Origin of the sequence: Microcoleus sp. Pol11C2 (genome assembly GCF_036701505.1) — a bacterium.
Classification (GTDB): Bacteria; Cyanobacteriota; Cyanobacteriia; order Cyanobacteriales; family Microcoleaceae; genus Microcoleus.
The window spans coordinates 70,718-92,278 of the sequence record NZ_JAUBQX010000024.1 but is presented as its reverse complement, the minus strand read 5'-3'; the positions used below and the strand labels follow the sequence as shown (position 1 = coordinate 92,278).

21 protein-coding genes are annotated in these 21,561 nt (G+C 45.5%); 8 read left to right on the top strand and 13 right to left on the bottom strand.

Going from position 1 to position 21,561, the window contains the following annotated elements; translation table 11 throughout:
* Positions 1-273 precede the first annotated feature (273 nt).
* Positions 274-537, top strand: a complete 264-nt coding sequence (locus QUA42_RS27820; RefSeq protein ID WP_445301325.1) for a transposase — start codon at positions 274-276, stop codon at positions 535-537.
* A gap of 392 nt (positions 538-929) precedes the next feature.
* On the opposite strand, the gene QUA42_RS15795 is transcribed toward QUA42_RS27820, so the two are convergent.
* From QUA42_RS15795 to QUA42_RS15755, 9 genes are all read right to left on the bottom strand, one after another.
* The gene (locus QUA42_RS15795) at positions 930-1,100 is read right to left on the bottom strand and encodes a hypothetical protein (protein WP_333138095.1); all 171 of its coding nucleotides are present in this window, start codon (positions 1,098-1,100) and stop codon (positions 930-932) included.
* Between the two features lie 27 nt (positions 1,101-1,127).
* Positions 1,128-1,538, bottom strand: coding sequence for a Uma2 family endonuclease (locus QUA42_RS15790; RefSeq protein ID WP_333138094.1), 411 nt, complete (start codon positions 1,536-1,538; stop codon positions 1,128-1,130).
* Positions 1,539-2,152: 614 nt separating this feature from the next.
* Complete coding sequence (locus tag QUA42_RS15785) at positions 2,153-2,314, bottom strand: hypothetical protein (protein ID WP_333138093.1); 162 nt, start codon at positions 2,312-2,314, stop codon at positions 2,153-2,155.
* Between the two features lie 105 nt (positions 2,315-2,419).
* Positions 2,420-2,854: a hypothetical protein gene (locus QUA42_RS15780; RefSeq protein ID WP_333138092.1), complete on the bottom strand. Its 435-nt coding sequence runs from the start codon at positions 2,852-2,854 to the stop codon at positions 2,420-2,422.
* A 130-nt stretch (positions 2,855-2,984) separates the two neighbouring features.
* Positions 2,985-3,395, bottom strand: coding sequence for a hypothetical protein (locus tag QUA42_RS15775; protein ID WP_333035692.1), 411 nt, complete (start codon positions 3,393-3,395; stop codon positions 2,985-2,987).
* Between the two features lie 384 nt (positions 3,396-3,779).
* Positions 3,780-4,565 (bottom strand): PspA/IM30 family protein, encoded by a 786-nt coding sequence (locus QUA42_RS15770; protein ID WP_006635936.1) that lies wholly within the window; start codon positions 4,563-4,565, stop codon positions 3,780-3,782.
* Between the two features lie 199 nt (positions 4,566-4,764).
* Entirely contained in the window at positions 4,765-5,961 is a 1,197-nt protein-coding gene (locus QUA42_RS15765; RefSeq protein WP_333138091.1) for an RNA-guided endonuclease TnpB family protein, read from the bottom strand.
* 240 nt (positions 5,962-6,201) lie between these two features.
* Positions 6,202-6,906: a PspA/IM30 family protein gene (locus QUA42_RS15760; RefSeq protein ID WP_190663798.1), complete on the bottom strand. Its 705-nt coding sequence runs from the start codon at positions 6,904-6,906 to the stop codon at positions 6,202-6,204.
* Between the two features lie 268 nt (positions 6,907-7,174).
* Positions 7,175-8,401, bottom strand: a complete 1,227-nt coding sequence (locus tag QUA42_RS15755; protein WP_333138090.1) for an SPOR domain-containing protein — start codon at positions 8,399-8,401, stop codon at positions 7,175-7,177.
* A 485-nt stretch (positions 8,402-8,886) separates the two neighbouring features.
* Between QUA42_RS15755 and QUA42_RS15750 the strand changes: the two genes are divergently transcribed.
* Entirely contained in the window at positions 8,887-9,216 is a 330-nt protein-coding gene (locus tag QUA42_RS15750) for a hypothetical protein (protein ID WP_333138089.1), read from the top strand.
* A gap of 212 nt (positions 9,217-9,428) precedes the next feature.
* On the opposite strand, the gene menB is transcribed toward QUA42_RS15750, so the two are convergent.
* Complete coding sequence (gene menB, locus QUA42_RS15745) at positions 9,429-10,262, bottom strand: 1,4-dihydroxy-2-naphthoyl-CoA synthase (RefSeq protein WP_006635932.1); 834 nt, start codon at positions 10,260-10,262, stop codon at positions 9,429-9,431.
* Between the two features lie 306 nt (positions 10,263-10,568).
* The gene (locus QUA42_RS15740; RefSeq protein ID WP_333138088.1) at positions 10,569-11,165 is read right to left on the bottom strand and encodes a TerB family tellurite resistance protein; all 597 of its coding nucleotides are present in this window, start codon (positions 11,163-11,165) and stop codon (positions 10,569-10,571) included.
* 78 nt (positions 11,166-11,243) lie between these two features.
* Here QUA42_RS15740 and tadA point away from each other — a divergent pair, with 78 nt between their 5' ends.
* The 3 genes from tadA to QUA42_RS15725 all read left to right on the top strand — a co-directional run bounded on the left by tadA (position 11,244) and on the right by QUA42_RS15725 (position 13,307).
* Positions 11,244-11,744, top strand: coding sequence for a tRNA adenosine(34) deaminase TadA (tadA, locus tag QUA42_RS15735; RefSeq protein ID WP_333138087.1), 501 nt, complete (start codon positions 11,244-11,246; stop codon positions 11,742-11,744).
* Between the two features lie 283 nt (positions 11,745-12,027).
* On the top strand, positions 12,028-12,756 hold the full coding sequence (locus QUA42_RS15730) for a lysophospholipid acyltransferase family protein (RefSeq protein ID WP_333138086.1): 729 nt from the start codon (positions 12,028-12,030) through the stop codon (positions 12,754-12,756).
* Between the two features lie 182 nt (positions 12,757-12,938).
* Positions 12,939-13,307, top strand: coding sequence for a hypothetical protein (locus QUA42_RS15725; RefSeq protein ID WP_333138085.1), 369 nt, complete (start codon positions 12,939-12,941; stop codon positions 13,305-13,307).
* Positions 13,308-13,488: 181 nt separating this feature from the next.
* Here the strand turns inward: QUA42_RS15725 and QUA42_RS15720 are convergent, their stop codons facing one another.
* Together QUA42_RS15720 and QUA42_RS15715 are read right to left on the bottom strand one after the other, a co-directional pair.
* Complete coding sequence (locus QUA42_RS15720) at positions 13,489-14,253, bottom strand: ABC transporter ATP-binding protein (RefSeq protein ID WP_333138084.1); 765 nt, start codon at positions 14,251-14,253, stop codon at positions 13,489-13,491.
* 387 nt (positions 14,254-14,640) lie between these two features.
* Positions 14,641-17,949, bottom strand: a complete 3,309-nt coding sequence (locus QUA42_RS15715; RefSeq protein ID WP_333138083.1) for a HEAT repeat domain-containing protein — start codon at positions 17,947-17,949, stop codon at positions 14,641-14,643.
* Positions 17,950-18,472: 523 nt separating this feature from the next.
* On the opposite strand from QUA42_RS15715, the gene gor reads away from it, so the two are divergent.
* The 3 genes from gor to QUA42_RS15700 all read left to right on the top strand — a co-directional run bounded on the left by gor (position 18,473) and on the right by QUA42_RS15700 (position 21,559).
* Positions 18,473-19,816 carry a glutathione-disulfide reductase gene (gene gor, locus QUA42_RS15710; RefSeq protein ID WP_333138082.1) on the top strand — a complete coding sequence of 448 codons (1,344 nt, stop codon included), beginning with the start codon at positions 18,473-18,475 and terminating at the stop codon, positions 19,814-19,816.
* Between the two features lie 184 nt (positions 19,817-20,000).
* Entirely contained in the window at positions 20,001-20,537 is a 537-nt protein-coding gene (locus tag QUA42_RS15705; protein WP_333138081.1) for an opioid growth factor receptor-related protein, read from the top strand.
* A gap of 59 nt (positions 20,538-20,596) precedes the next feature.
* Positions 20,597-21,559 carry a MoxR family ATPase gene (locus QUA42_RS15700; protein ID WP_333138080.1) on the top strand — a complete coding sequence of 321 codons (963 nt, stop codon included), beginning with the start codon at positions 20,597-20,599 and terminating at the stop codon, positions 21,557-21,559.
* Positions 21,560-21,561 lie beyond the last annotated feature (2 nt).

The following is a 21,561-nucleotide window of genomic DNA, read 5'->3' as shown; positions in this document are numbered from 1 at the left end:
TTAATAAATCCTCAACATCTAAAAAACTGGTTTACTAAATGCTGCTACTGTCATCTATAAACTTGCAATCTGCTGTAAATTACGGATTGAAACCGTAAATGTTTATTGTTGAGTAATCGAAGCAACCTTAATTTAGAACACATTCACAGGTGGAAAGTCACGTTAAAAAAATCCGAATGTTTAAGAATTGCTTAGGATATGGAAAAAGAGTTTCGAGAAATATACGAAACCCATATGACCGTCAAAATCTGGCCGGAAGACTCTAAAATTTAGCTGAATTATGCGTCGCTCTTTTTCAAAGAATCAGCTTCGACAATTGTCAATCTTTTTGAAGGAATTGGCAACTACTTTCTTAATCACACCACAAGTGGAGTTATGGAAAGGATAAATAATCGAATTAAGTTGATTATGCGACAAGGATATGGCTTTTCTAATTTTGCTCCCTTCCGAGCGTGTATTACCTTGCTTTTAGAATTAGATAAAGATATCACCGTAAGTTCCCGAGAACCAAATGAAGGAGAACTAATTATGAAATAGAATGGAAAAATAAAAAATAAAGGTAACTTAGTTAAGGGAATTTAGATGTTTGACAGGTTATACCCCTTTCTGTACTCTTTGAGCGGGAAGGGAGTAGCTAGAATTGCAATTGATCTAACATTTTTGAGTAAAAGCTCTTTACTTGTTTCTAAGATCGAGTCATTCAAACTAGCAAAATTTTCTCAAAAACTGGTATTTAAAATATTTCTCTAAGCCAAGGAATCTATTTGCTTTTGTTGAGAAGTTACAGCTTTACTAAAACCTCTTGCCATTGCTGAGACCCATAAACTACTACAAACTACATTGAGTTTTAGTCGGATGTAACTGTAGCATATTTTGGGTTCCAGTTGAGATGCGTTTACCCTGTCATTATAAGCGTCACCCGATCGCCCTTAAAAATTAATCCGGCGATAGACTTCAGACATCGGAAGGTCTATATTTAAACTGTGCAGGACGATCGCCCGATCGAGCCGATCGCAAACTTGCCATTGCCAGCGATCGCTACTTGGGCGATCGCCATTATAATATTGCTTAATGTAGGGTTCAGCTTGACTAACCAGCAAATATTCACAAAAACTAGCTATAGATCGCTATTTTCTGAACTTTTCACCTCGATCGTAGCCTTCAGTAGAGGGGGAAAGAACCTCGACAATCCGTAAAGGATTAAGAATTTCATCCGTGCGATCGCCATTGAATTCTGGTTCACCATTGATGACCATCAAATCAGCATAGGTTCCGCACCCATGTTCGGGAATCCAAACCCGCAAATCGTTGTTATACAATCGAAAATCGGTGTCTCTCAACAAAAAACCCAAGTAAATTAACAAGTTACAGGCGATCGTGCTGTGGACTTCTGAACATCCTGGCATAAGGATAATCTCTCCGTTACAATATTCGTGACGTTCTTCAGCAGTTTCCTCGATCGCCCGGTATTCCTCTGGAGTAAAGCGAGTCTTTGTCGCATCGCGAAGATTTGGTGGGTTGGTTTGAGTAATAACCACGATCGCACCTCCTAAATAATTAGACTTTAAATAATTATGGCTGACAGCTAGAGAGTTTTCCTAACCCAGAGGCGTGGTCCTGGATTCCATTTAAATTCCCTAAAAAACTCTCCATGCCTTTTTCCGCTTCTGCTTCACAACCGCTAAATTCTCGCTTTCCTTTTATTTTTAACACTCAATTGCTTAGTAAGCGATGTATAATAATGCAAAGCAAAAAGCAGATTAATTCCAAAAAAAACCAAAGTTAATACAAATGTAAAAAAAGACGTAAACGACAGCCTGGAAGTCATCGTAAACATCGCCAAAATGATTGAGCAAAGCCCAAAACCGGAAGCAAAAGAACTTAAAAGCAGCAACCGCACCTTAGACATAGTTTAATTTAAAGATTATCAGTAAAATGCACTCTTGGCAGCTACAGAGGAGTGCCAAATGATACTTATTACTATATAGCGGAATTGCTCAGTTCCGCCAAGGGCAAAACGACTGCTTTCCTAAAAAGGTTTGAATTATAGAGAAAAATACAGCCAGCGCTCTTGTAAACTCCTGTTGCTCGACTTAATATCAATCAAAGTAATTCCCCCGCCTCCGCGAGGATTCCACCTTTCGCCATAGAGTCACCGCAGCCGCAATCCCGCTGACAGCAAAGTATTCGCTTCCAAAACCGCGCTTTGCCTGGGATTCCAAACATTGCCAAAATCCACAAACGGCGTCACCTGCAAAACTCCTTGCTTGTCGCGGGTGCGCTGGCATCGGATACCGCAACTCGGCTGAATCAAAAATCCCGCTATCGGTCAGCAAAGCATCCTGACGTTAGCCCTGCAATGTGTCTGAGCCCCCTATACCGAATGGTTCGATCGGCAAAAGCTCTGCCCCAGCCAATTTCACATCCGATCGCACCACCTGCAGCCTCTGATATCAATTCCAGTTGGGCTGGAATGGCTGTTGACTGTTGACTCAATTTTATGAGTCCGATGCACCACCAGCAGCCTCTCAGGAGCCAGCAACCACACGTACTGCAATTGACCCCCCCAGGTCAAAAATCGACTGTCAGGGCTGCTGCTGCTCACCGTAGCGCCAAATGCTGCCACTGCCAGACAGAACTGCCATCGCGCCGCCAAGACATCTCTCTCTCCCCTCTGAGTAAAATCCTGAAACAGCCTCAGCGCCGCAACCCGAGTTCTACCCCGATTATCTGCTGCAGGCGACAGTGGAAAATCCTTTCCCAGCAAAGATGTGTCGCTTTCTCGCCTGCGGGTACTGATACCGATCGCGATTTCTATTCTCGGATTTTGCACGATCGGCTCGCGGTAAGTCAACTGCCAACTACTTCAAATCAAGCGACTTTTATCGTACCCGCAATCTTAGCAATTCTGCAGGCTGTGCCGGCGCGGGAATAGCAGGCGGCAAAAGTTGTGCGGCTGAAACCAAGGGCCGTGGTGGCGCGGGTTACGGGAGGCGAGCCGGATTTGACAGCCGCGGGTTGGGAATCGGAAATTCGTGTCTGTTTTCTCCTCGATTCGGCAATTGAGGGAGAGTTTCTGGGGCCTCGCTTTGGGTCAATTGATCGAACTCCGGGATGCTATTTTCTTGCTCTTTACTGCCTCTATCTAATTCTGAACCCGAGTATAAATCACGAAGCCGATCGTGATCGTCTGCTGTTTCTTTATTTAGTTTTAATTGAGACAGTAAATTATCCTGCAAAATTGGCGCTTGCACCCCTGAGTCGGTAGCAACCATCGACTCGCTAACACTTAGAGCTGATAGCAGTGCGGGGCAAATAGCTGCAATTGAGAAACCAAGTGCTAATGCCTTGAAAAACTTGATTTTACAAAAGCCTCTAGAAAATTGCACGGGCATGACAGATTAGCCATATTTGATAGTTATTTACACTTACGCTCGGGCGCGGCCGGCGCAATTGCAAGGAATAAAATTACTATATCACTTTAGAAAAAGTTTATTTATTAAGTCAATATAAAGATAGTTGACACCAGTCCTATTTTGTGCATAAAACTAACAACACTCCGACCTCCCAAGCTAGCCGTCTTGCAAGGAATAAAATTACTCTATCACTTTTTAAACACTTAATTCCTTAAGTCAATATAAAGATGGTTGACAATAACCATGTTTTGTGTATTAAAAAATGACTAAAAAAACTCCGACCTCCCAAGCTAGCCCTGTAGGTCGGCGGAGCATTCTATCAAACCTGCGATCTGAGAAATAGGTAAATTTTGATACAGATTACTACATTTTATTGAGCTGCGATCGCAATTCTTCCAACTCAGCGTCAATCACCGGGCTCGACTCCGAGCTACTAGCTGCTGCCGTTTTACCCGCTGCCGGCAATTGACCTTGAGACACAGAACCCCCGGTAAGTTGAGCTTTCATCTGAGCCAACTCGTCGTCAACATCACCGCCGCTTTCGAGCAAGCGGAACTGTTCCTCTAAATTGCTGCCGCCGGCGGCCAATTCTGCCGAAGCTCCCGCGCGAGCTTCAATCTGCAAAACTTTTTCTTCCATGCGATCAAAAGCTGCCATGGAGCTGCCAGTATTCAATGTGCCAATGGTATTGTTGAGCTGTTCCTGAGCTTTAGCAGCGGATATCCTCGCCTTGAGCATATCCTTCTTAGTCTTAGCTTCGGAAATTTTGCTCTCCAAACCGATCAAGTTGCGCTTGAGACTTTCCACCTGAGCCGATTGCTGATCCAGACTGGCTTTCAGCGTAGCCGCCGTTTCAGCGTGAGACTTTTTGCGAACCAGCGCTTCCCGGGCCAAAGTCTCGTCTCCTTTTTGCAGGGCTAGCTGAGCGCGCTGCTGCCACTGGTTAGACTGAGATTCAGCTTGATTGTACTGAGTCTGGGTGCGTTTTTGAGTGGCGATCGCGCTGGCAACGGCCTGACGCAACTGCACCAAGTCTTCCTGCATATCCGTAACAGACTGTTCTAAAATCTTTTCCGGGTCTTCAGCTTTGTTGACCAGATCGTTAAGATTGGCTTTGACGACTCGGCTAATGCGGTCAAATAATCCCATAATGCTATTTTTCCTGGGTGAGGTGTACGAAGTAGGCGGAAAGCAGGCTTGATAGCCCTAGCCCGCAGTTGTGAAATTCACTCTTGTCAGATTTTTAGTGCGATTTAGTTTTTGGCAATTTTTGCAGACAGATAAATCCAGTTTAAAGCGATCGAGTAATGTGATGCAGGCAAGCTTATTCATGCACCTATCTAGTAAACTACCCGACACTCATGCTTTGCATAGAGTGCGGGCTTTCAGTAGCCCTCAAGACAACTTCGTGCAAAGAGCAGGACATTATCTCGGAACCTCCGGGCAGGTTTACGATCTGCCCCAAAGTAGCAATATTTCTTGCTCCATTCACATCGGCATCGCCAATCCATCCGCATCGCTCATTCAGGCACTCAAACCGCTTACCTTGGCGATTGCCAATCACCTTGCAACAGTGACAAGTTTTCGAGGTATAGCGCGGATCGACCAGTCTTACATCAACGCCAAATTTCACGCCTTTATAGGTTAGGAATTGGCGCAACTGGTAGAACGCCCAACTATTGCTGCGTCTCCGTTCTGTTTTAGACCGTGGCAGTTCATTGGTACGCTCTCTGATTCCGGTCAAGTCTTCCAGGGTAATAGCCTGATTTAATGTCTTGGCTTGCTGGATCAGTCGATAGCTGATGGTATGGTTCAGCCATGTCTGGAATCTCCGTTCTCGTCCACTCAACCGTTGCAAAATCTGTCTCGCCCTTCTACGAGCAGACCTTGTGCCTTTGGACGCTTTACGCTGTAACGAAGCCCGTACACGGCTATATCTGTCTCTGGCTTGTGTTACCTGTTTGCCACTGAATTTCTCTCCAGCAGATGTACAAGCAATGTCTGTGCGTCCCAAATCAACACCCAAGACATCATCAGTCTTTTGTTTCTCTGGTGGCTCAGACTCAAGCTGAATGTTCAGATAAAAGCTGCCATCGTTGCGCTTTACCAAAGTTGCCGTTTTGGGGTCTTGTCCTTGCAGCAAGTGTTTTTGGTAATTACCAATGTGCAGCTTAAACTTTTCTCTGCCCTTGAGCATGGTCAAGCTGACTAACCAATCCGATTCGCGGAAGGTGAAAGTTCTCGCGTCGTAAGTGGCAGAAGTGGAGGCAAACTTCTTAACGGGCTTAACCTTTTGCTTTGCCGTTTTGCGATTAGCGCAAACTCTACGAATTGCGTGAATCGTCATTTGAGCAGACAGCCCAGAATGCGATCGCGCTTCCTTGTAAATCAAGGACTGAACAGCAATCTGATTCGTCAGCTTTTCGGGTGTATGGGTGTTCACGTACTCACAGCATTTTGCAAAGGCAGTCAGTACGGCATTCAGCTTTTCAACCTGCTGCTGCGATACTTCCAATTTGCAAGAGACTGTAAGAACTTGGGACATTTTCAATAGGTGAAGTTTTGCTGTTGTTATTGTAGCGTATTGGCAGCTTTCGGGGTATCGAACCCCTCAATCTGCCCCGCATTCCTCCCGACACTCACCTTTGAGGTAGAGTGCGGGACTCCTGCTGTTCTAGTTGAGTTTAACTTCGATCCGGGAATTCCCCAACAGGCTTCGACCCATCTCTAGCTAGGCTGTTGAGAAGTTTTTGCTGGTCTCGACTCTTGTTATGTTGCCTGGGGTTCAGGATGCGGGCGGCTCGCTCGACGGCAATTTGGGTGTATTCTTGCCCGGAAGCATTTGTGCTTTCATCGCCGCCAACTCGGTATCCACATCGTCAGCACCTTCGAGAGAGAGAAACTTCTTTTCTAAATCATTAGTTCCGAGTTCTGCAATTGCTTCGGAGCGAGCTTCTAGCTGCATGACTTTCTCTTCCATCCGTTCAAAGGCGCTCAAAGCACTGCCGGTACTGAGATTGCCCATCATTTCTTGAAGCCTTTCCGACGATGCGGCCGATCGAGCTCGGGCAATGTACATATCTTTTTTAGATTTTGCCTCGGAAATTTTACTTTCGAGCGCCCGCATATTTTCTTTTAGTTTAGTCACAACAGCGTTCTGTTGTCCGAGACTGGCTTTCATCGCCGTTGCGGTTTCTTGATAAGATTTCTTGCGCGTCAGAGCTTCCCGCGCCAAATTTTCCTCGCCTTTTTGCAAAGCTAGCTGCGCCCGCTGATGCCATTCTGCTGCTGTAGACTCAGCTTGAGAGCACTGGCGTTCAGTGCGTTTTTGAGCTGCAATCGCTCCTGCCACAGCTTGTCTGAGCTGCACTAAATCTTCCTGCATATCCATTACAGCCTGTTCCAGAATTTTTTCGGGGTCTTCAGCAGCCCCGACCAAACTGTTAATATTGGCTCGAATCACTCGCCATAGGCGATCGAATAATCCCATTTTGCCAGTCTCCCGATTTTCAACTTTAGAATTAAGACAGAGAAATCAGAATTAAAAACTAAAAATGAAAACTCCTCAATCGTCTTTTTAATTTTTAATTTGGAAATTTTAATGCCCTCTAAGTTAGGTCATCATGATTATTTTTAAGATGGGTAGGGCGCGAGCATTACCCATCAAAACTGAGCAAATGTTGGGTGAAGCGAAACGGAGGGTTCGTACCTCGGCCCAACCTACTCCCCGATCATCAGTTTAATTGTCTTTGCCTAATTTATGGTTGATAGTATTGTGGCTTCACCCCTTTTTCTTGGAGTTCTTTCACCAAACGTTCTGCTGAGGCAGGATCGTTCAAAGCCCCCATTTGGATCTTGACACCCTTTGAGAAGTTCCGCACGTAGGCATCGGGAACTGCGGTTCTGGCTTGCTGCAGTGATTTTTCGTCGGTGTAATCGGTGACAACGTAATAGAAACCGTCTGCCGCCCGTGCAGGCCTTCCCAGCGGGGATGCGACGGCTGGGGATGCGGCGGCTGGGGATGCTGTCGCCGGGGATGTGGCAGCAGGCTGGGCTGGGGATGGTGTTGGAGGCAGTGTCGGCAGAGTCGGCACAGGCTGGGCAGCGCTAGGGCTGGGAGTGGGAAGCAAAGCCGTACTCAGATTGTTGAGTCCTTGTTCCCTGCCTCTGGGGGGGTTGCCGTCTTCTGTAGGAATCGGCACAACCCCGCTGGGACCCGGAGGCGCTGGAGGGGTTGGCGGGATTGATGCTTTTGGTGAGGGGAAAGGAATCGGGCTGACTGTAGGCTTAACATTGCTGAGAGTGCTCAAATCTAGCTCGACAAATTCCTTGGATACCAGATTTGGAGCTTTCGGCAGTTCCTTGGTGCTGGTATCTGAGATAGAAGTAGAGGCGGGACTGTCACTTGAAGAGGGTGCATTGCGATCGAGGAAACGGTTCAGGCCTGCCATCTTAACCAAATTTGACGGGTACATGACTGCGTAGCCCAAAGCTGTGCACGACAGCAAAAATAGCAGCATCGAACTCAGTCCCAAGGGAGTTAACAAACTTGCTGCTAAACTGCGTTCTACCGTAGGCTCAGCTTTTGACTCGTCCAAACTTTCGATCAGTTTTTCGCTTGATTCGAGATAATTGTTGGGTGCGAAAGCACTGCTAGATAATTTTGTGCCACCCCTGGTAGTTGCTAGCGGGGCATCGCCCTGAGTGCCGGCAAGGGATAGGGGCAGCGATAGCGGCTGCTGGGTTTCTTCCGCAGTCTCCGGCGCCAAATTTTGGGCTAGCTGTTGCTCGGTTGTGGCTGTTTGCTTGCCGGTACGAACTGAGGGCGACACCCACTGTTCGGCCCGCCGCCTGTGCCTTCTGTATGTTGTCAGTTCTGCTTCTAGGTTTACATCTAGACTCCCCAGGACTGCTTGCAAAGCAGGCTTGATTGGGGTTGAAGAGGATTGATGATTTGGGGATTCCACCGACGAACGCTTACTCATTAGCACAACTCCTACCGCCTCTGAATTAATTTGAATCTTTTGATTGTAGAGATAAACAAGAAGCTTGAAAACTTGCCTATTTTATGATTAGCTACTTTTGGCGTCAATGCAACAGGGGCTCGATCGCCTGCTGTCGATCGCCGACAGCTATTTTTCATTTTCATTTGAAAACTGAATTGTTCCTCTTTCCCAGAGGCTGCTTAGCGACACTCTCAGCAAATTTTTGTATTCTAAGCTACCGCTTATTTGTCACCTCTCATACTCGTTGGGCATTTGTACTTTGTCTTGATCCCTAACGGCTTTATAAACTTTTAACCTGTGTTTTTACCTATACAATGAGCAAGCACCAAGCTAATTGTTTCTATATATAACGAGATTATAAATAAATTATAAAATTTAATTATACTTCGGGGATCGCTACAACCCAGACAGCATAAAGGTTGGGAGGCTCTAAAACCTGCTAGCTCTACAAAGGAGAATTAGAGATGAAAATGATTTCCCTAAGAACTTTTATGCAAACCTCCTTAACTTCACCTTTAACTTCAGCTTGTGGTCACTGCCGTCACTATACCCCTGAAGGCAGACGCGGAGGTGTTTGCGCTTTACTAGGCGGCCCGGTTCAAAGTCACTGGAAAGCTTGTGCTTTAGCGGTTTCGCCTTTTAGGTCATCTTGGGAAAACATAGAAGAAATTGGAATGTGGCAAGAATCGACTCTGACGCGGCAGGATGCCACCGTCACTTTTTCCGATCGCCATGCCTGCCAGCTTACAGGCACAACGTTAACCGAAAAATCGGCAGCAGCAGTCTCGGTTTAGTTAGTCGGCTGCAGGATAGGTCATACCATTTTCGATTGGGGAATCACTGATCATTATCATGGTTTGGAGCTGACAAAGCAGTTTCATTCTTTTTGGGAACTGGTATCAATACTGACACTTTTGGACGATCGGGTGCATTTGGCTTTACTAACTCAGAAAAATCCGCAGCATCTTTAATATGAGCGCATAAAAAAACTGATTTTTCCATCCCGCTATGGCAGCCAAGGATATTGACTAAAATCAGGTTGCCGTTTTTCCAAAAAGGCTTGTTTGCCTTCGGCACCTTCTTGGGTCATATAGTACAGCAAAGTGGCATTTCCCGCCAGTTCTTGCAAACCGGCTTGACCGTCACAGTCGGCATTAAAAGCGGATTTCAAACAGCGAATCGCGATCGGACTTTTTTCGAGAATTTCCGCAGCCCACTGAATCCCTTCTAGTTCTAGTTGTTCGACGGGCACGACGCAGTTGACTAAACCCATTTCTAGGGCTTGCTGCGCGCTGTACTGGCGACACAAAAACCAAATTTCTCGGGCTTTTTTCTGGCCGACAACTCTGGCGAGATAGCTAGCTCCGAAACCACCGTCGAAACTGCCGACTTTGGGGCCGGTCTGTCCGAAAATAGCATTGTCAGCAGCGATCGTCAAGTCGCAAATTAAGTGGAGAACGTGACCCCCTCCAATTGCGTAGCCTGCAACTAAAGCAATTACTACTTTGGGCATAGAGCGAATCAACTTCTGCAAGTCGAGCACGTTCAAGCGGGGTATGCCACCTTCGTCTACATATCCCGCAGCACCCCGCACGCTTTGGTCGCCGCCGGCGCAAAAGGCGTATTTGCCGTCTGTATGAGGCCCCGCACCTGTGAAAAGGACAACGCCGATTTTTGTGTCTTCGCGGGCATCAGTAAAGGCATCGCACAGTTCCTGCACGGTTTTGGGACGGAAAGCGTTCCGTTTGTGAGGTCTATTGATGGTAATTTTGGCGGTGCCGCCGCTTTTGTGATAGAGAATGTCTTCGTAGGTTTTGGCGGTTTGCCATTCAATTTGCATAATCAATCAATTTGAGATTTGAGATTGAGCTGAGTCAATCAAGGCAGCGACAAGTCGCTTTTAGATTTTAGAGGCATTCGGTTCAATGGGATACAAGGGTCGATCGACTCTTGCAAAAAAAATAAAGCGGGAGTTAGGCCGAAACCAGGTTTTTTACGAACATACGCCGTGCAACGCTCTTGGTAGGGGTTAAACAACCCGGTTTTTGAGGGTAAGAGTGCCCAAGGCCCATCTCAAATGGACATAGCGTCAAATCCTTGAACTCCTCTCACTACTTTTACTGCCCCAAAATTTATATGCGCTGGATTATTTGCGGAGTAAAATACTCAGCAAGTGCTTTGCTGCTTTGCCAAATACCGGATCGCGGGACTCGAATTCGCTGGGATCGAGTAAAGCTTGAACTTCGGCAAAAGCTTGTGAGTCGAGGGTTCCTTCTTTAGTAAATAAAGTTTCTAGGACTGCAATGTGTCTGGAGTCGAGGCCGAGGCGATTTGCGATCGACTGTAAGTACATTTGCTCCCGCATATCGATGTGTCCGTCGGCCGCTGACATTTCGTAGCCGGAACCGATAAGCAACAGTTTTTCTGATTCTGAGAACAAAGCTGTCAGGGTTAGCAATTCCGTGGGGTTGAAGTAAACCTGCTGTTTGGATACTCCTTTGACAAGGCGCTGAATTAGTTCTACCCGATCGCGGTCGCCGCTGGCAAAGGCTTTGAGAGTCTTTTGCAGCCGTTCTTCTTCTTCAACTGCGATCGTCCTGTCAATAATCATCACTCCGCGCAGGATGGAAATCAGAGCAGTCACAAACACTACCAAAGGAGTGATATCTTGTTCGCGCAGCTTTTGCCGGCTAATGCGGCACAACAGCTCAACAATTTCAGTAGTTATCGTGGTGGTGTCCATAATTAAAAATGACTTTCTATTAAGCTGTAATGTAACTTTCTTTCTCGATCTTAAGTTTTTCTGTTACGTAGGTATGAGGTGAATTCTAAAACTGAGCCATTGTCTATTAGTGATACTACTTATTTTATTCACAAACGCTGGATGACTAGGGCTGTGGAACTGGCACAAGCAGCCGGTGATGCCGGTGAAGTACCCGTGGGTGCTGCAATTGTTGACGGTACTGGCAAATTGATTGCCGAAGCGCAAAATCGGCGAGAGCGAGACTGCGATCCGACTGCTCACGCTGAAATCTTGGCTTTGCGGGCGGCCGGCCAAGTTTTGCAAGACTGGCATCTTAACCAATGCACGCTCTACGTAACGCTGGAACCTTGCCCGATGTGCGCTGGTGCGATCGTCCAAGCTCGGATTGGCCTGCTGGTATACGGAGCAGATGACCCGAAAACTGGCACAATTCGGACTGCTGCTAATATTCCAGATAGCGCGCATTCGTGTCACCGCTTAGAGGTGCTCGGCGGTATTATGGAGTCTGTTTGCCGCGAGCAGTTGGTTTCTTGGTTTGAAGCGCGCCGGAAAATTTAACAGGTAAAATTTTTTACTTTCTTCGGGGCGAGGTTTAATCGAAATTGACCCTTTAGCTGAAATAATAGATCCGTAATTGCCTGATCGAGCTTTCCAGGCGGCCAACTACTTTGTATTAGTGCTGTCCGGTTGGCTGAGGTTTTACCTGTTAGAGATTATCTCTTGCGGGCGCGATCGCTCGATCGGTACAAGGCCAATAGCAAAACTGTCCCGACCCAAAAACTAAAGATTTGTCCAATCACTTACTTTAGACTTTAGATTTCGAGAAAGCAGCTTAATTGCTATGCCCCACACCGCCACGATCGCCGTTGAGTCCAGTAAATCATCTCTAGTGAAGCCAATGCCTGCCAAGGTAGCATCTAATACCTCTCGCGTTTCTCCTTGGTTAACCTCCTTGCTCTATCCGCTAGGTCACTATGTTGTCCTACCGTTTCATTTTGGCAAGATTGAGATAACCGGACAGGAGCACTTGCCGAAAGACGGGCCTGTCATTTTAGCCCCTACGCACAGATCCCGGTGGGATGCCCTGATGATGCCCTATTCAACGGGACAGAAGGTGACTGGACGCGATTTGCGGTTTATGGTAACTGCTGATGAGGTCAAAGGAGTGCAAGGTTGGTTCATCAGAAATTTGGGGGGGTTTGCTGTGGATCTCAAGCATCCGGCAATTGGCAGTCTCCGTTATGGGGTGGAACTACTTCTCGACAAGGAAATGTTGGTGATTTTTCCCGAAGGCGGCATTTTTCAGGATGGCGAAGTTCATCCGATTAAGCCGGGATTGGCGCGTTTGGCAATGCAAGCAGAGTTGAGCAAACCGGGTTTGGGGGTGAAAATTGTACCGATGAGTATCCGCTATCGCCCGCGCATTCCTCAATGGGGTGCTCAGGTAAAAATTGCGATCGGTTCTCCGATTTCGGTGGCAGATTATGCCAATGGTGGCGGTGGTAAAAAAGAAGCACGATTGTTGAGTGCCCAGCTCGAAATGGATCTTAAAAAGCTTGATGAATGTTGAGAGGAAGAAGGAAGAAGGAAGAAGGAAGAGGGAAGAGGGAAGAAGGAAGAAGGAAGAGGGAAGAGGGAAGAAGGAAGAGGGAAGAAGGAAGAAGAAATTATGATATAATGTTTAGTGGTGCTGTCGAGAGACGCAGCACTTATTTGGCTGCTTTGTTATGTCTGTATTAAGTGTGAGCATTAATGGATTGTGCTTTGAACTTTAAGCCTGGTCAAATTGTCAGTTTAGAATGTGGAGATGCGTGCCTGCATTCTGAGGTGATCCAAGTGGTTGAGGCACGTCAAGTTTGTTGGGTGCGCCCTTTAATGTTAGTTGTATCGGTGTCGGGGAAGGATTCAGCGACAGAATACACTTTATCCGATTTGCGAGATGGTGCTGATTTGCTTTGGCCGCTGAGCTTGTTTCGAGCGGCTTTAGATACTGAGGTAATTTCACTGTTGACTGAGTTGCACTCTCTGGATGCTGAAAAAAAGGATGGTGCGATCGCATCTCGGCAACTTAGAGATTTTGTCGATCGAGTTTGGGAAGCTTTTCCGAGTGCTTTTCATTAAGCAGATATCGGGTGTTTTGTCTATTAGTCCGCCAGGGGTTGAAAACCCCTGTCTAATAGCTAAAGTCCTCTTGCATAGGACTGATACCCTCTTAATTCTTCAGTCAGCGTAGGCGGACTTCGTTTGTCTAGAAGCGGTTTGAATCGCCCAATTTTCTTTTCGCTTTTCGCGGACTCTTAGACTAAAATACAGCGTGTGAAAGCTCTTCGGGGTTGAGATTATTGTGAATAACTTGACCGTCGCGGAACCAGACAACGCGACGAGTTTGGCGCGCCACTTCCGGTTCGTGCGTTACCATAACAACAGTCATGCCGCTTTCGTTGAATTCTGTAAAAATATCCATTACTTCTTGAGTAGTTTTTGTATCCAATGCACCTGTAGGTTCATCAGCCAGCAACAACACGGGACGGTTGACAATAGCCCTGGCGATGGCTACGCGCTGCTGCTGTCCTCCTGATAGTTGATTCGGTCTGTTTTGCAGCCGACTTTCCAGGCCTACTTTGGTTAAAGCCTCTACTCCCCGTTCGCGTCTTTCTGCTGCGGGAATGCCGGCATAAACCATCGGTAACATGACATTTTCTAATGCTGTCAATTGAGGCAACAGGTGAAATTGTTGGAAGACAAAACCTAATTTTAAATTGCGAATTCCGGCTAATTCTCCTTCCGGCATTTGGGCGACATCTACGCCGTCTAAGTAGTAACTGCCGGTCGTAGGTCGATCGAGACAGCCGATAATATTCATAGCTGTAGATTTGCCGGAACCCGATGCGCCCATAATCGAGCAATATTCTCCTTGTCTTACGGTCAAGCTGACGCCGTTTAAGGCGCGAACTTCCAGGTCGCCAATCCCGTAAACTTTTGTTACCTCTTCCAGACCGACAACAACGGGCTTTGAGAGGACTTGGGGGTCGAGGTCTTGGTATGTATCGGTTTGTAGTTCAGGCATTTTTTTTTCTGTGCGATCGACACAACTAACTACTAACTTAACACTTCTTATCGGTTTTGGCGGCTGGAAGGGCGATCGTTTGGACGCTAATTGACGAGATATAAAAAAACTAAATCTTTAAGGAGGTGTTTGTGAGTTCTTTGATGAGAGTCATCTGATGTTCTAGCACTAGATAGTTATCTATTTTGCTTTTTCCAGCGCGGGTCAAGCCTTGATTATTGTGGGCATAAATTAGGTCGAGGATATCCTCTTTTGCTGCCTCCGAGAGTGGAAAGTTTATAATGCTGTGGGAAGTGTGGCCGTCGCCAAAAATTCAACTATTTCTGCATAAGCTTTGGGTAGATTAGTGGCTACAGTTAGATTTTTTTTCTGCTTTTTGTGCTTCTCTCACAGCTTCTCTAATTGGGTCAACTTTTTCTGGGCAAACTGGCGGACTTGTTCATCTGGATCCTTGGCAAATCTATGGCGAAGTATTTCTAAAGTTTTTGGGCGATCGGAGTATTGCTTGACCATGATTTCAAGTGCTCTTCGTCTGGGATTATATTGGAAGTTGGACTTGCGTTCAAAAGGATGATTGATAGCAATATCGCCCAACCATTCAAATATACCTGGTTCATCTTTCCAGCCATGTGCTAATTCTTGGACTGCTGAAAATCGCACGTCTAAATTATCATCAGATTGAGCCCTTTGTTTGAGGATAGCTAAGGTTTCTGGGTCATCTTTCCAGCCATGTGCTAATTCTTGGACTGCTGCACCTCGCACATCGAAATTATCATCAAATTGAGCCCTTTGTTTGAGGATAGCGAATATTTCCGGGTCATCTTTCCACCCCCGTGCTAATTCTTGGACTGCTGCTTCTCGCACAAGAAAATTATCATCAAATTGAGCCATTTGCTTGAGGAGAGGTAAGGTCTCCGGGTCATCTTTCCACCCCCGTGCTAATTCTTGAACTGCTGTTAGTCGTACAAAAAAATTATCATCAGATTGAGCCCTTTGTTTGAGAATAGGTAAGGTGTCTGAGTCATCTTTCCACCCCCGTGCTAATTCTTGGACTGCTGCATATCGCACCACAAAATTATCATCAAATTGGGCTATTTCTGTGAGCCAAGGTAAGGTTTTTGAGTCATCTTTCCACCCCCGTGCTAATTCTTGGACTGCTGCTTTTCGTACATCCAGATTATCATCAGATTGAGCCAGTTGTTTGAGGATAGGTAAGGTTTCCGGGTCATCTTTCCACCCCCGTGCTAATTCTTGGGCTGCTGCATATCGCACAGCCCAATTATCATCAGATTGAGCCAGTTGTTTGACCCAAGGTAAGATTTCTGGATAATCTTTCCACCCCCGTGCTAATTCTTGGACTGCTGTGTGTCGCACATCCGAATCCTCATCAAATTCAGCCAGTTGTTTGAGCCAAGGTAAGGTTTTTGGGTCATCTTTCCAAGTAAAAGCGATCGCACTTACTGCTAGAACACGAATTTCAGCAACTAGCGTTTCCTCTTCTTCATAAGCCTCATAATAATAATTGAGGTCATACTTGGTTAACTCTTTTAAGCGTTCAAGCAATTGACTCTCAACCGCAGCAATCTCTTTTCTCTCCCTTACCTCATCCAAACACTTCGCCGCCAAAAACAGATTGCTGAAGTTTTGGACTGCCCCATCCTGTTCAATCAAAAACTCAATCAATTTCCCGGTAAATTTTCCCGCAATCAATCCCGCAATCAAGCACAAAACTTCCTGCCAAGATTCATCATCCCAGTGCTTGCCAAAAACCTCTGTTTTCAACTCATCTAAAGAAAGTTTTTGTGTCTTCTCAAATCTCTCCACCACCTCCGACGCACAGAAATATTCCAAAAAAGTTCGATGCACAAATCCGTAACTATCGGCACCCAAAAAGCATAAAATAAAGTTGCGAGTTCGCAGTTGATTAATTATCAACTTTGCCCGCTCTTTCGATCGATCAAAATCTTTATTCTTCAGATATGCTGTCAGGGTATTCTCCAAATCTTCCGCACTAATAATATTGCCAGCTAAGCCTTCAGGTGCTGCTTGCATTTTGTAAGCGACTCGCCGCAGCATTTCTTGCTTATCTTTAGCATCAATCGTTTTCGGATCGAGCCTGCTATCCTCTACTAAAGACCTTTCCACATCCCATTGATACAGCAATACCCGCGAAGCTTGATTGTAAAGTTCCGCCCTGTCTCTCGGCAATTCTTGACTGCGATTTAAAATCCCCATAATCGTCAACAATAACGGATTCCCCGCTAAATCTCGAATCGTTGATGAATACGCTAAGGCTCTTTCCATGCGATCGCGAATTCGCGCTTTTTCCCCAGCATCAGTAAAAGTTAATTCGTGCCAGCGGCGAACAAAATCCTGAATTTGTTCCGCATTCAAATCTTGGAGAATAAAGTGATGAAACTCTGCATCTTGCAACCGTTGAGGTTTGTAACCAATAATCCGAGACGTGACAATCACTCGCACGCGGGGATACTCATTGGTAAACCGATGAATCGCCGTAATTACATCTTCTCGCTTCCCACAATCGAAAATTTCATCTAACCCATCGAACATCACCACAGCGTCGCCTGCTTTAAGCTGTTCCTGCAATTGATGCTGATTCAAGTGACAAATTGAACCGGGACTTTGATGGAAAAATTCGAGGAAATTCTTGCAATGTCCTGATTCCCCGCTGCGAATGTAAGTCCGCAATTCTATTAGCAGCGGAATCGGCAGAGATGTCACGCTATTTAAGGGGGAACGCGCCCAGTTTAAAGCTAAATATTGTAAAAGAGTAGACTTGCCAGAACCCGGATCGCCTAAAATAACAATGTAGGGATACTTTTGCGTGTCATTGATAACATCTAACACCGATACGATCGGCTGAGAAAAATAACCGCGCCGATATTTCTCTAAATTTTCTAGTTCGATCGCGTCTAATTGATTGCTGTCTTGCAGCCGCCGTTGATGTTCTTTAGGAATTTCGTAAGCTTGGGGCAGAAATGATTCGTAAATCGATCGCACATCTTGGAAAATAAAGATTTGCCAAACTTTCAGTTTTTCCCGATAATCGTAGGTATTGGGATCGACGCTGCTTAAATTGAGATTGCTGTAACGCTCGCACAGAGCTTCTTGATATTGCCTCAAGTCAAAATCGGGGATAATCCCCGCCGTTTCTTGAGTATTTTTCTGAATGTTATCCAGATTTTGAGCCTCCAAAATATCTCGCAAGTCTTTTGAGTCAAAGAGAATTTCTTGAACTTCCACGAGATACTGGTCAGCGATGGTTTGCCACTTAAATTTTTGCGGCAAAGAAGTTAAATTTAGTTGACTCCAGGTTTGTTCGAGAATTGTTGCATCGAGAGATTCGCGATCGCTCTCAAAAGCCTTGCCCAAAATTTCCTTAACGGATTTGTTATTGATAAACTGTTTACCATCTTTAATATACAGCTTAATTTCCTCTGGGGGAAGTCGGCAAAATTTCAACTGCTGTTCCACCAAACCCAAAAACTTTTTGAGGGCTTTGCCCGCTGCGACTTGTCGGGGGTCTTTTTCGCCAAATAAGACGTTTTTCAGGGAATCTTTAAAAAAATCTTTAGCAAAATCCTTCGCGCCGTCTTTGACTAAATCTTCTAAGATGGGTTTGACGAGAATGCCCACTCCCTGCGCCACTCCCCAGATTACAAGCCACTCGCTCATAAAGCTAGCCCGAGAATTAATTTATCTTTATAATATAGCAATTATCAAGGATTGATAAAATTATCAAAAATTGTAGGGTAATCTCCCGTGATTGACCCGATAGGTTAGGGTAGTATCAGTTTTCTGTCGCTACGCTGCGATTAGCCCTGATCCCGCCTGATTGTTGCCCCCTACTCCCCTTAAAAATCCGGAATAGCATCAAAGTTTCGCTTTTTTACAGGGATTTAGGGCGAGCAAGACTTGCCTATAATGAGTGATCGACAATTAGCTCTTTTATTCTTGGCGGTGGCTCGAAAATAGTTAGATTTTTATATGTTTCTTGTCGATCGCTTGTGCTATAGTCTAATAATGGGAGTGTGAGCAATTTTAAAATATACGCCCAAATTCCTATTATTAAATAATACCGTGTCAAGCGCAAAAAGTAAAGTAGTTGACCCCAAAAAAAACACAAAATTTTTGAGATATCATTAAGAAAAGTAAAGGACAAAAATCGTAAAATTGAGATAGGACATTCGCGACAATTATGACATACGACTACGACTTGTTTGTGATAGGTGCGGGTTCCGGCGGATTGGCGAGTTCCAAGCGAGCAGCATCCTACGGCGCAAAAGTGGCGATCGCCGAAAATGACTTGGTAGGCGGAACCTGCGTAATTCGCGGCTGTGTCCCCAAAAAACTCATGGTGTACGCCTCAACATTTTCGCACCTTTATGAAGATGCGGTGGGCTACGGTTGGAGTCCCGTAGAAAGCAGCTTTGATTGGGAAAAACTCATCACCACCGTAGACGCAGAAGTGCGGCGGCTGAGCAAACTGCACATCAGCTTCCTCGAAAAAGCCGGAGTCGAATTAATCTCAGGATACGCCAAATTTATTGATCCCCACACCGTCGAAGTTGGTGACAAGAAATTTACCGCAGCCAAAATCTTAATAGCAGTGGGCGGAGAAGCGCAAAGAGTCCCAATTGTCGGCATCGAACACGCGATTACCTCTCGCGAAATATTCCTCCTAAAAGAGCAGCCAAAACGGTTAGCAATTTGGGGCGGGGGCTACATCGGGGTTGAATTTGCTTGCATTATGAACGGGTTGGGAAGCCAAGTAACTCAAATCATCCGCCGTGACTTAATTTTGAACGAATTTGACACAGAAATTCGCACCAACGTGCAAGAAGGAATGATTAAGCACGGCATAAACATTTTGACAGAAAGCTCGATCAACCACATTGAGAAAACCCCAGAAGGCTTAAAATTAACTCTGTCGGGAACATCCGAAGGAACGCTAATAGTAGACGCGCTGTTGTGCGCTACCGGGCGTCAGCCTAATTTAGAAAAATTGGGTTTAGAAAATGCGGGAGTAGAAACAGATAAAGGTGCGATCGCAGTTACCAAAGACAGCCGCACCAGTCAGCCGCACATTTTTGCAGTGGGAGATTGCACCAACCGCATCAATTTAACGCCAATTGCGATCGCCGAAGGACGCGCTTTTGCAGATACTGAATTTGGGAACAATCCGAGAGCAATCACTCACGAAAATGTCCCGTCAGCCGTATTTTCCCAGCCGGAAGCAGGTACAGTCGGCTTAAACGAAGTGCAGGCTAGAGCAAAGTTTCCCGATTCAATTAAGTGCTACACAGCCAAGTTTCGACCGATGTTTCACGCTTTGACAGGTGCAGACGAGAAAACTTTTGTCAAGTTAATCGTTGAGACTAATACTGACAGAGTTTTGGGCGTGCACATGGTTGGGAAAGACGCGGGCGAGATTATTCAAGGAATGGCGATCGCTGTTAATATGGGAGCTACGAAGAAAGACTTCGACGCGACTATTGGCATTCACCCATCGACTGCTGAAGAGTTTGTAACTCTGCGGTAAAGTGGGCGAAGCCGCTAGGGGTTTAAACCCCTGGCTAATAGCTAAAGTCGGTTAAAACGGACTCAAGAAAACTATTTTGAATAACAGGCAGGATGCCTGTTCCACACAAAAATTTAATTTTTTGGTTGTGGGGTGGGCGTCCCGCCCGCCCAAAAATACAATTTAGATACAAAACAGCTTATTAATGAGTAATTCAACCAAACAAAACAAAATTTTAGCATTCTACCTCGGTCAGCAGCGTGATTCACAAGGTCGGGCGATCGAGGATATATGGTCGTGGGATTACCAGAAGCTGGAATCCGTGCACAATTACATTCAATGGCTGTTTCCGCTGAGAGAAAAGAGCCGCTTTAATTCCAGTGCTCCTACTTTAAATGATGAGGTGATTCAAGCTTTTAGAACAAGTGAAGAGTTGAAAAATCGCTTACTCAAATCTCTAAAAGTCATGCTGGCATTTTACGGGTTGGAATGTCGCGAAGGGGAAAACGCAGAAATTGTAATTGCCAAATCGGCAGAATATTTGTCAAGAAAAAGAGAGTGGATTGAACCATTTAATCACAACTATCTGCGGCTGACTAGGATTCTCACAAGTTTGACAAATTTGGGATTGAAGAATTATGCTTTGGCTCTTTTCAGGTGTTTGGATGAGATATATAAGGAAAATAAAGAAAGTATTGGTTTAAAAACTTATACATATTGGAAAAATGCTGTTAATAGTTAAATCGCTCGCGACAAGTCAATCAGCGGGACAGTAACCGAACGCTACGAACACAATAAATAATGGATAAAGCAATTACAGAAAATCACTCTCAGTCGGGCCGAGAAATTTATCAAAGGATTTCCAACAACATTCAAAAAGTGGTGAAAGGGCAATCAGCAGCAATCAGGAAATTGCTGTCAGCCTTTGTGAGTGGCGGGCACGTCCTCCTAGAAGATTATCCCGGTACAGGTAAAACTACCCTAGCTAAAGCCCTAGCCTTATCTGTCGATGTCAGCTTTAAACGCATTCAATTTACACCTGACCTTTTGCCATCCGATATCTTGGGCATATCCATGCTCGACCCCAATCAACGCACGTTCCATTTCCACGAAGGCCCAATTTTTGCTAATATTATCTTAGCTGACGAAATCAATCGGTCATCACCGCGAACCCAATCCGCCCTCCTAGAAGCAATGGCAGAATTTCAAGTCAGCATTGACGGAAATTTGCACAAACTTAAAGACCCATTTTTTGTCATTGCTACTCAAAATCCAGTAGAATCTCGTGGCACTTATCCACTTCCTGAAGCCCAAATGGATCGCTTTGCAGTTCAATTTAGTCTAGGATACATCTCGCCAGAAGACGAAGTTAACCTGCTCGGAGACCAAATTCATCAACATCCTATTGATACACTTCAAACCTGCGTTAATTTAGAGGATTTAATTAGCTTAAAACAGCAGGTAAAGCAAGTTAGAATTAGTGAAGAATTGAAACGTTACCTCGTAGATATCGTGAATGCAACTCGCTCAGCAGAAGGCGTACAACTAGGGGCGAGTCCCAGAGCTTCCCTAGCTTTAATGAAAGTTGCTCAAGCATTAGCTTTCTTCGATGGCTATGAGTTTGTTACGCCAGAACATATTCAAGAACAAGCGGTATCAGTCATCGCTCATCGCCTAGTAATGGAACCTCAAGCGCGTTTTTCTGGTAGAATGGCCCCTGGTGTTGTTGAAGAAATTATTAAATCTATTCCTGTACCCGCGTAAAA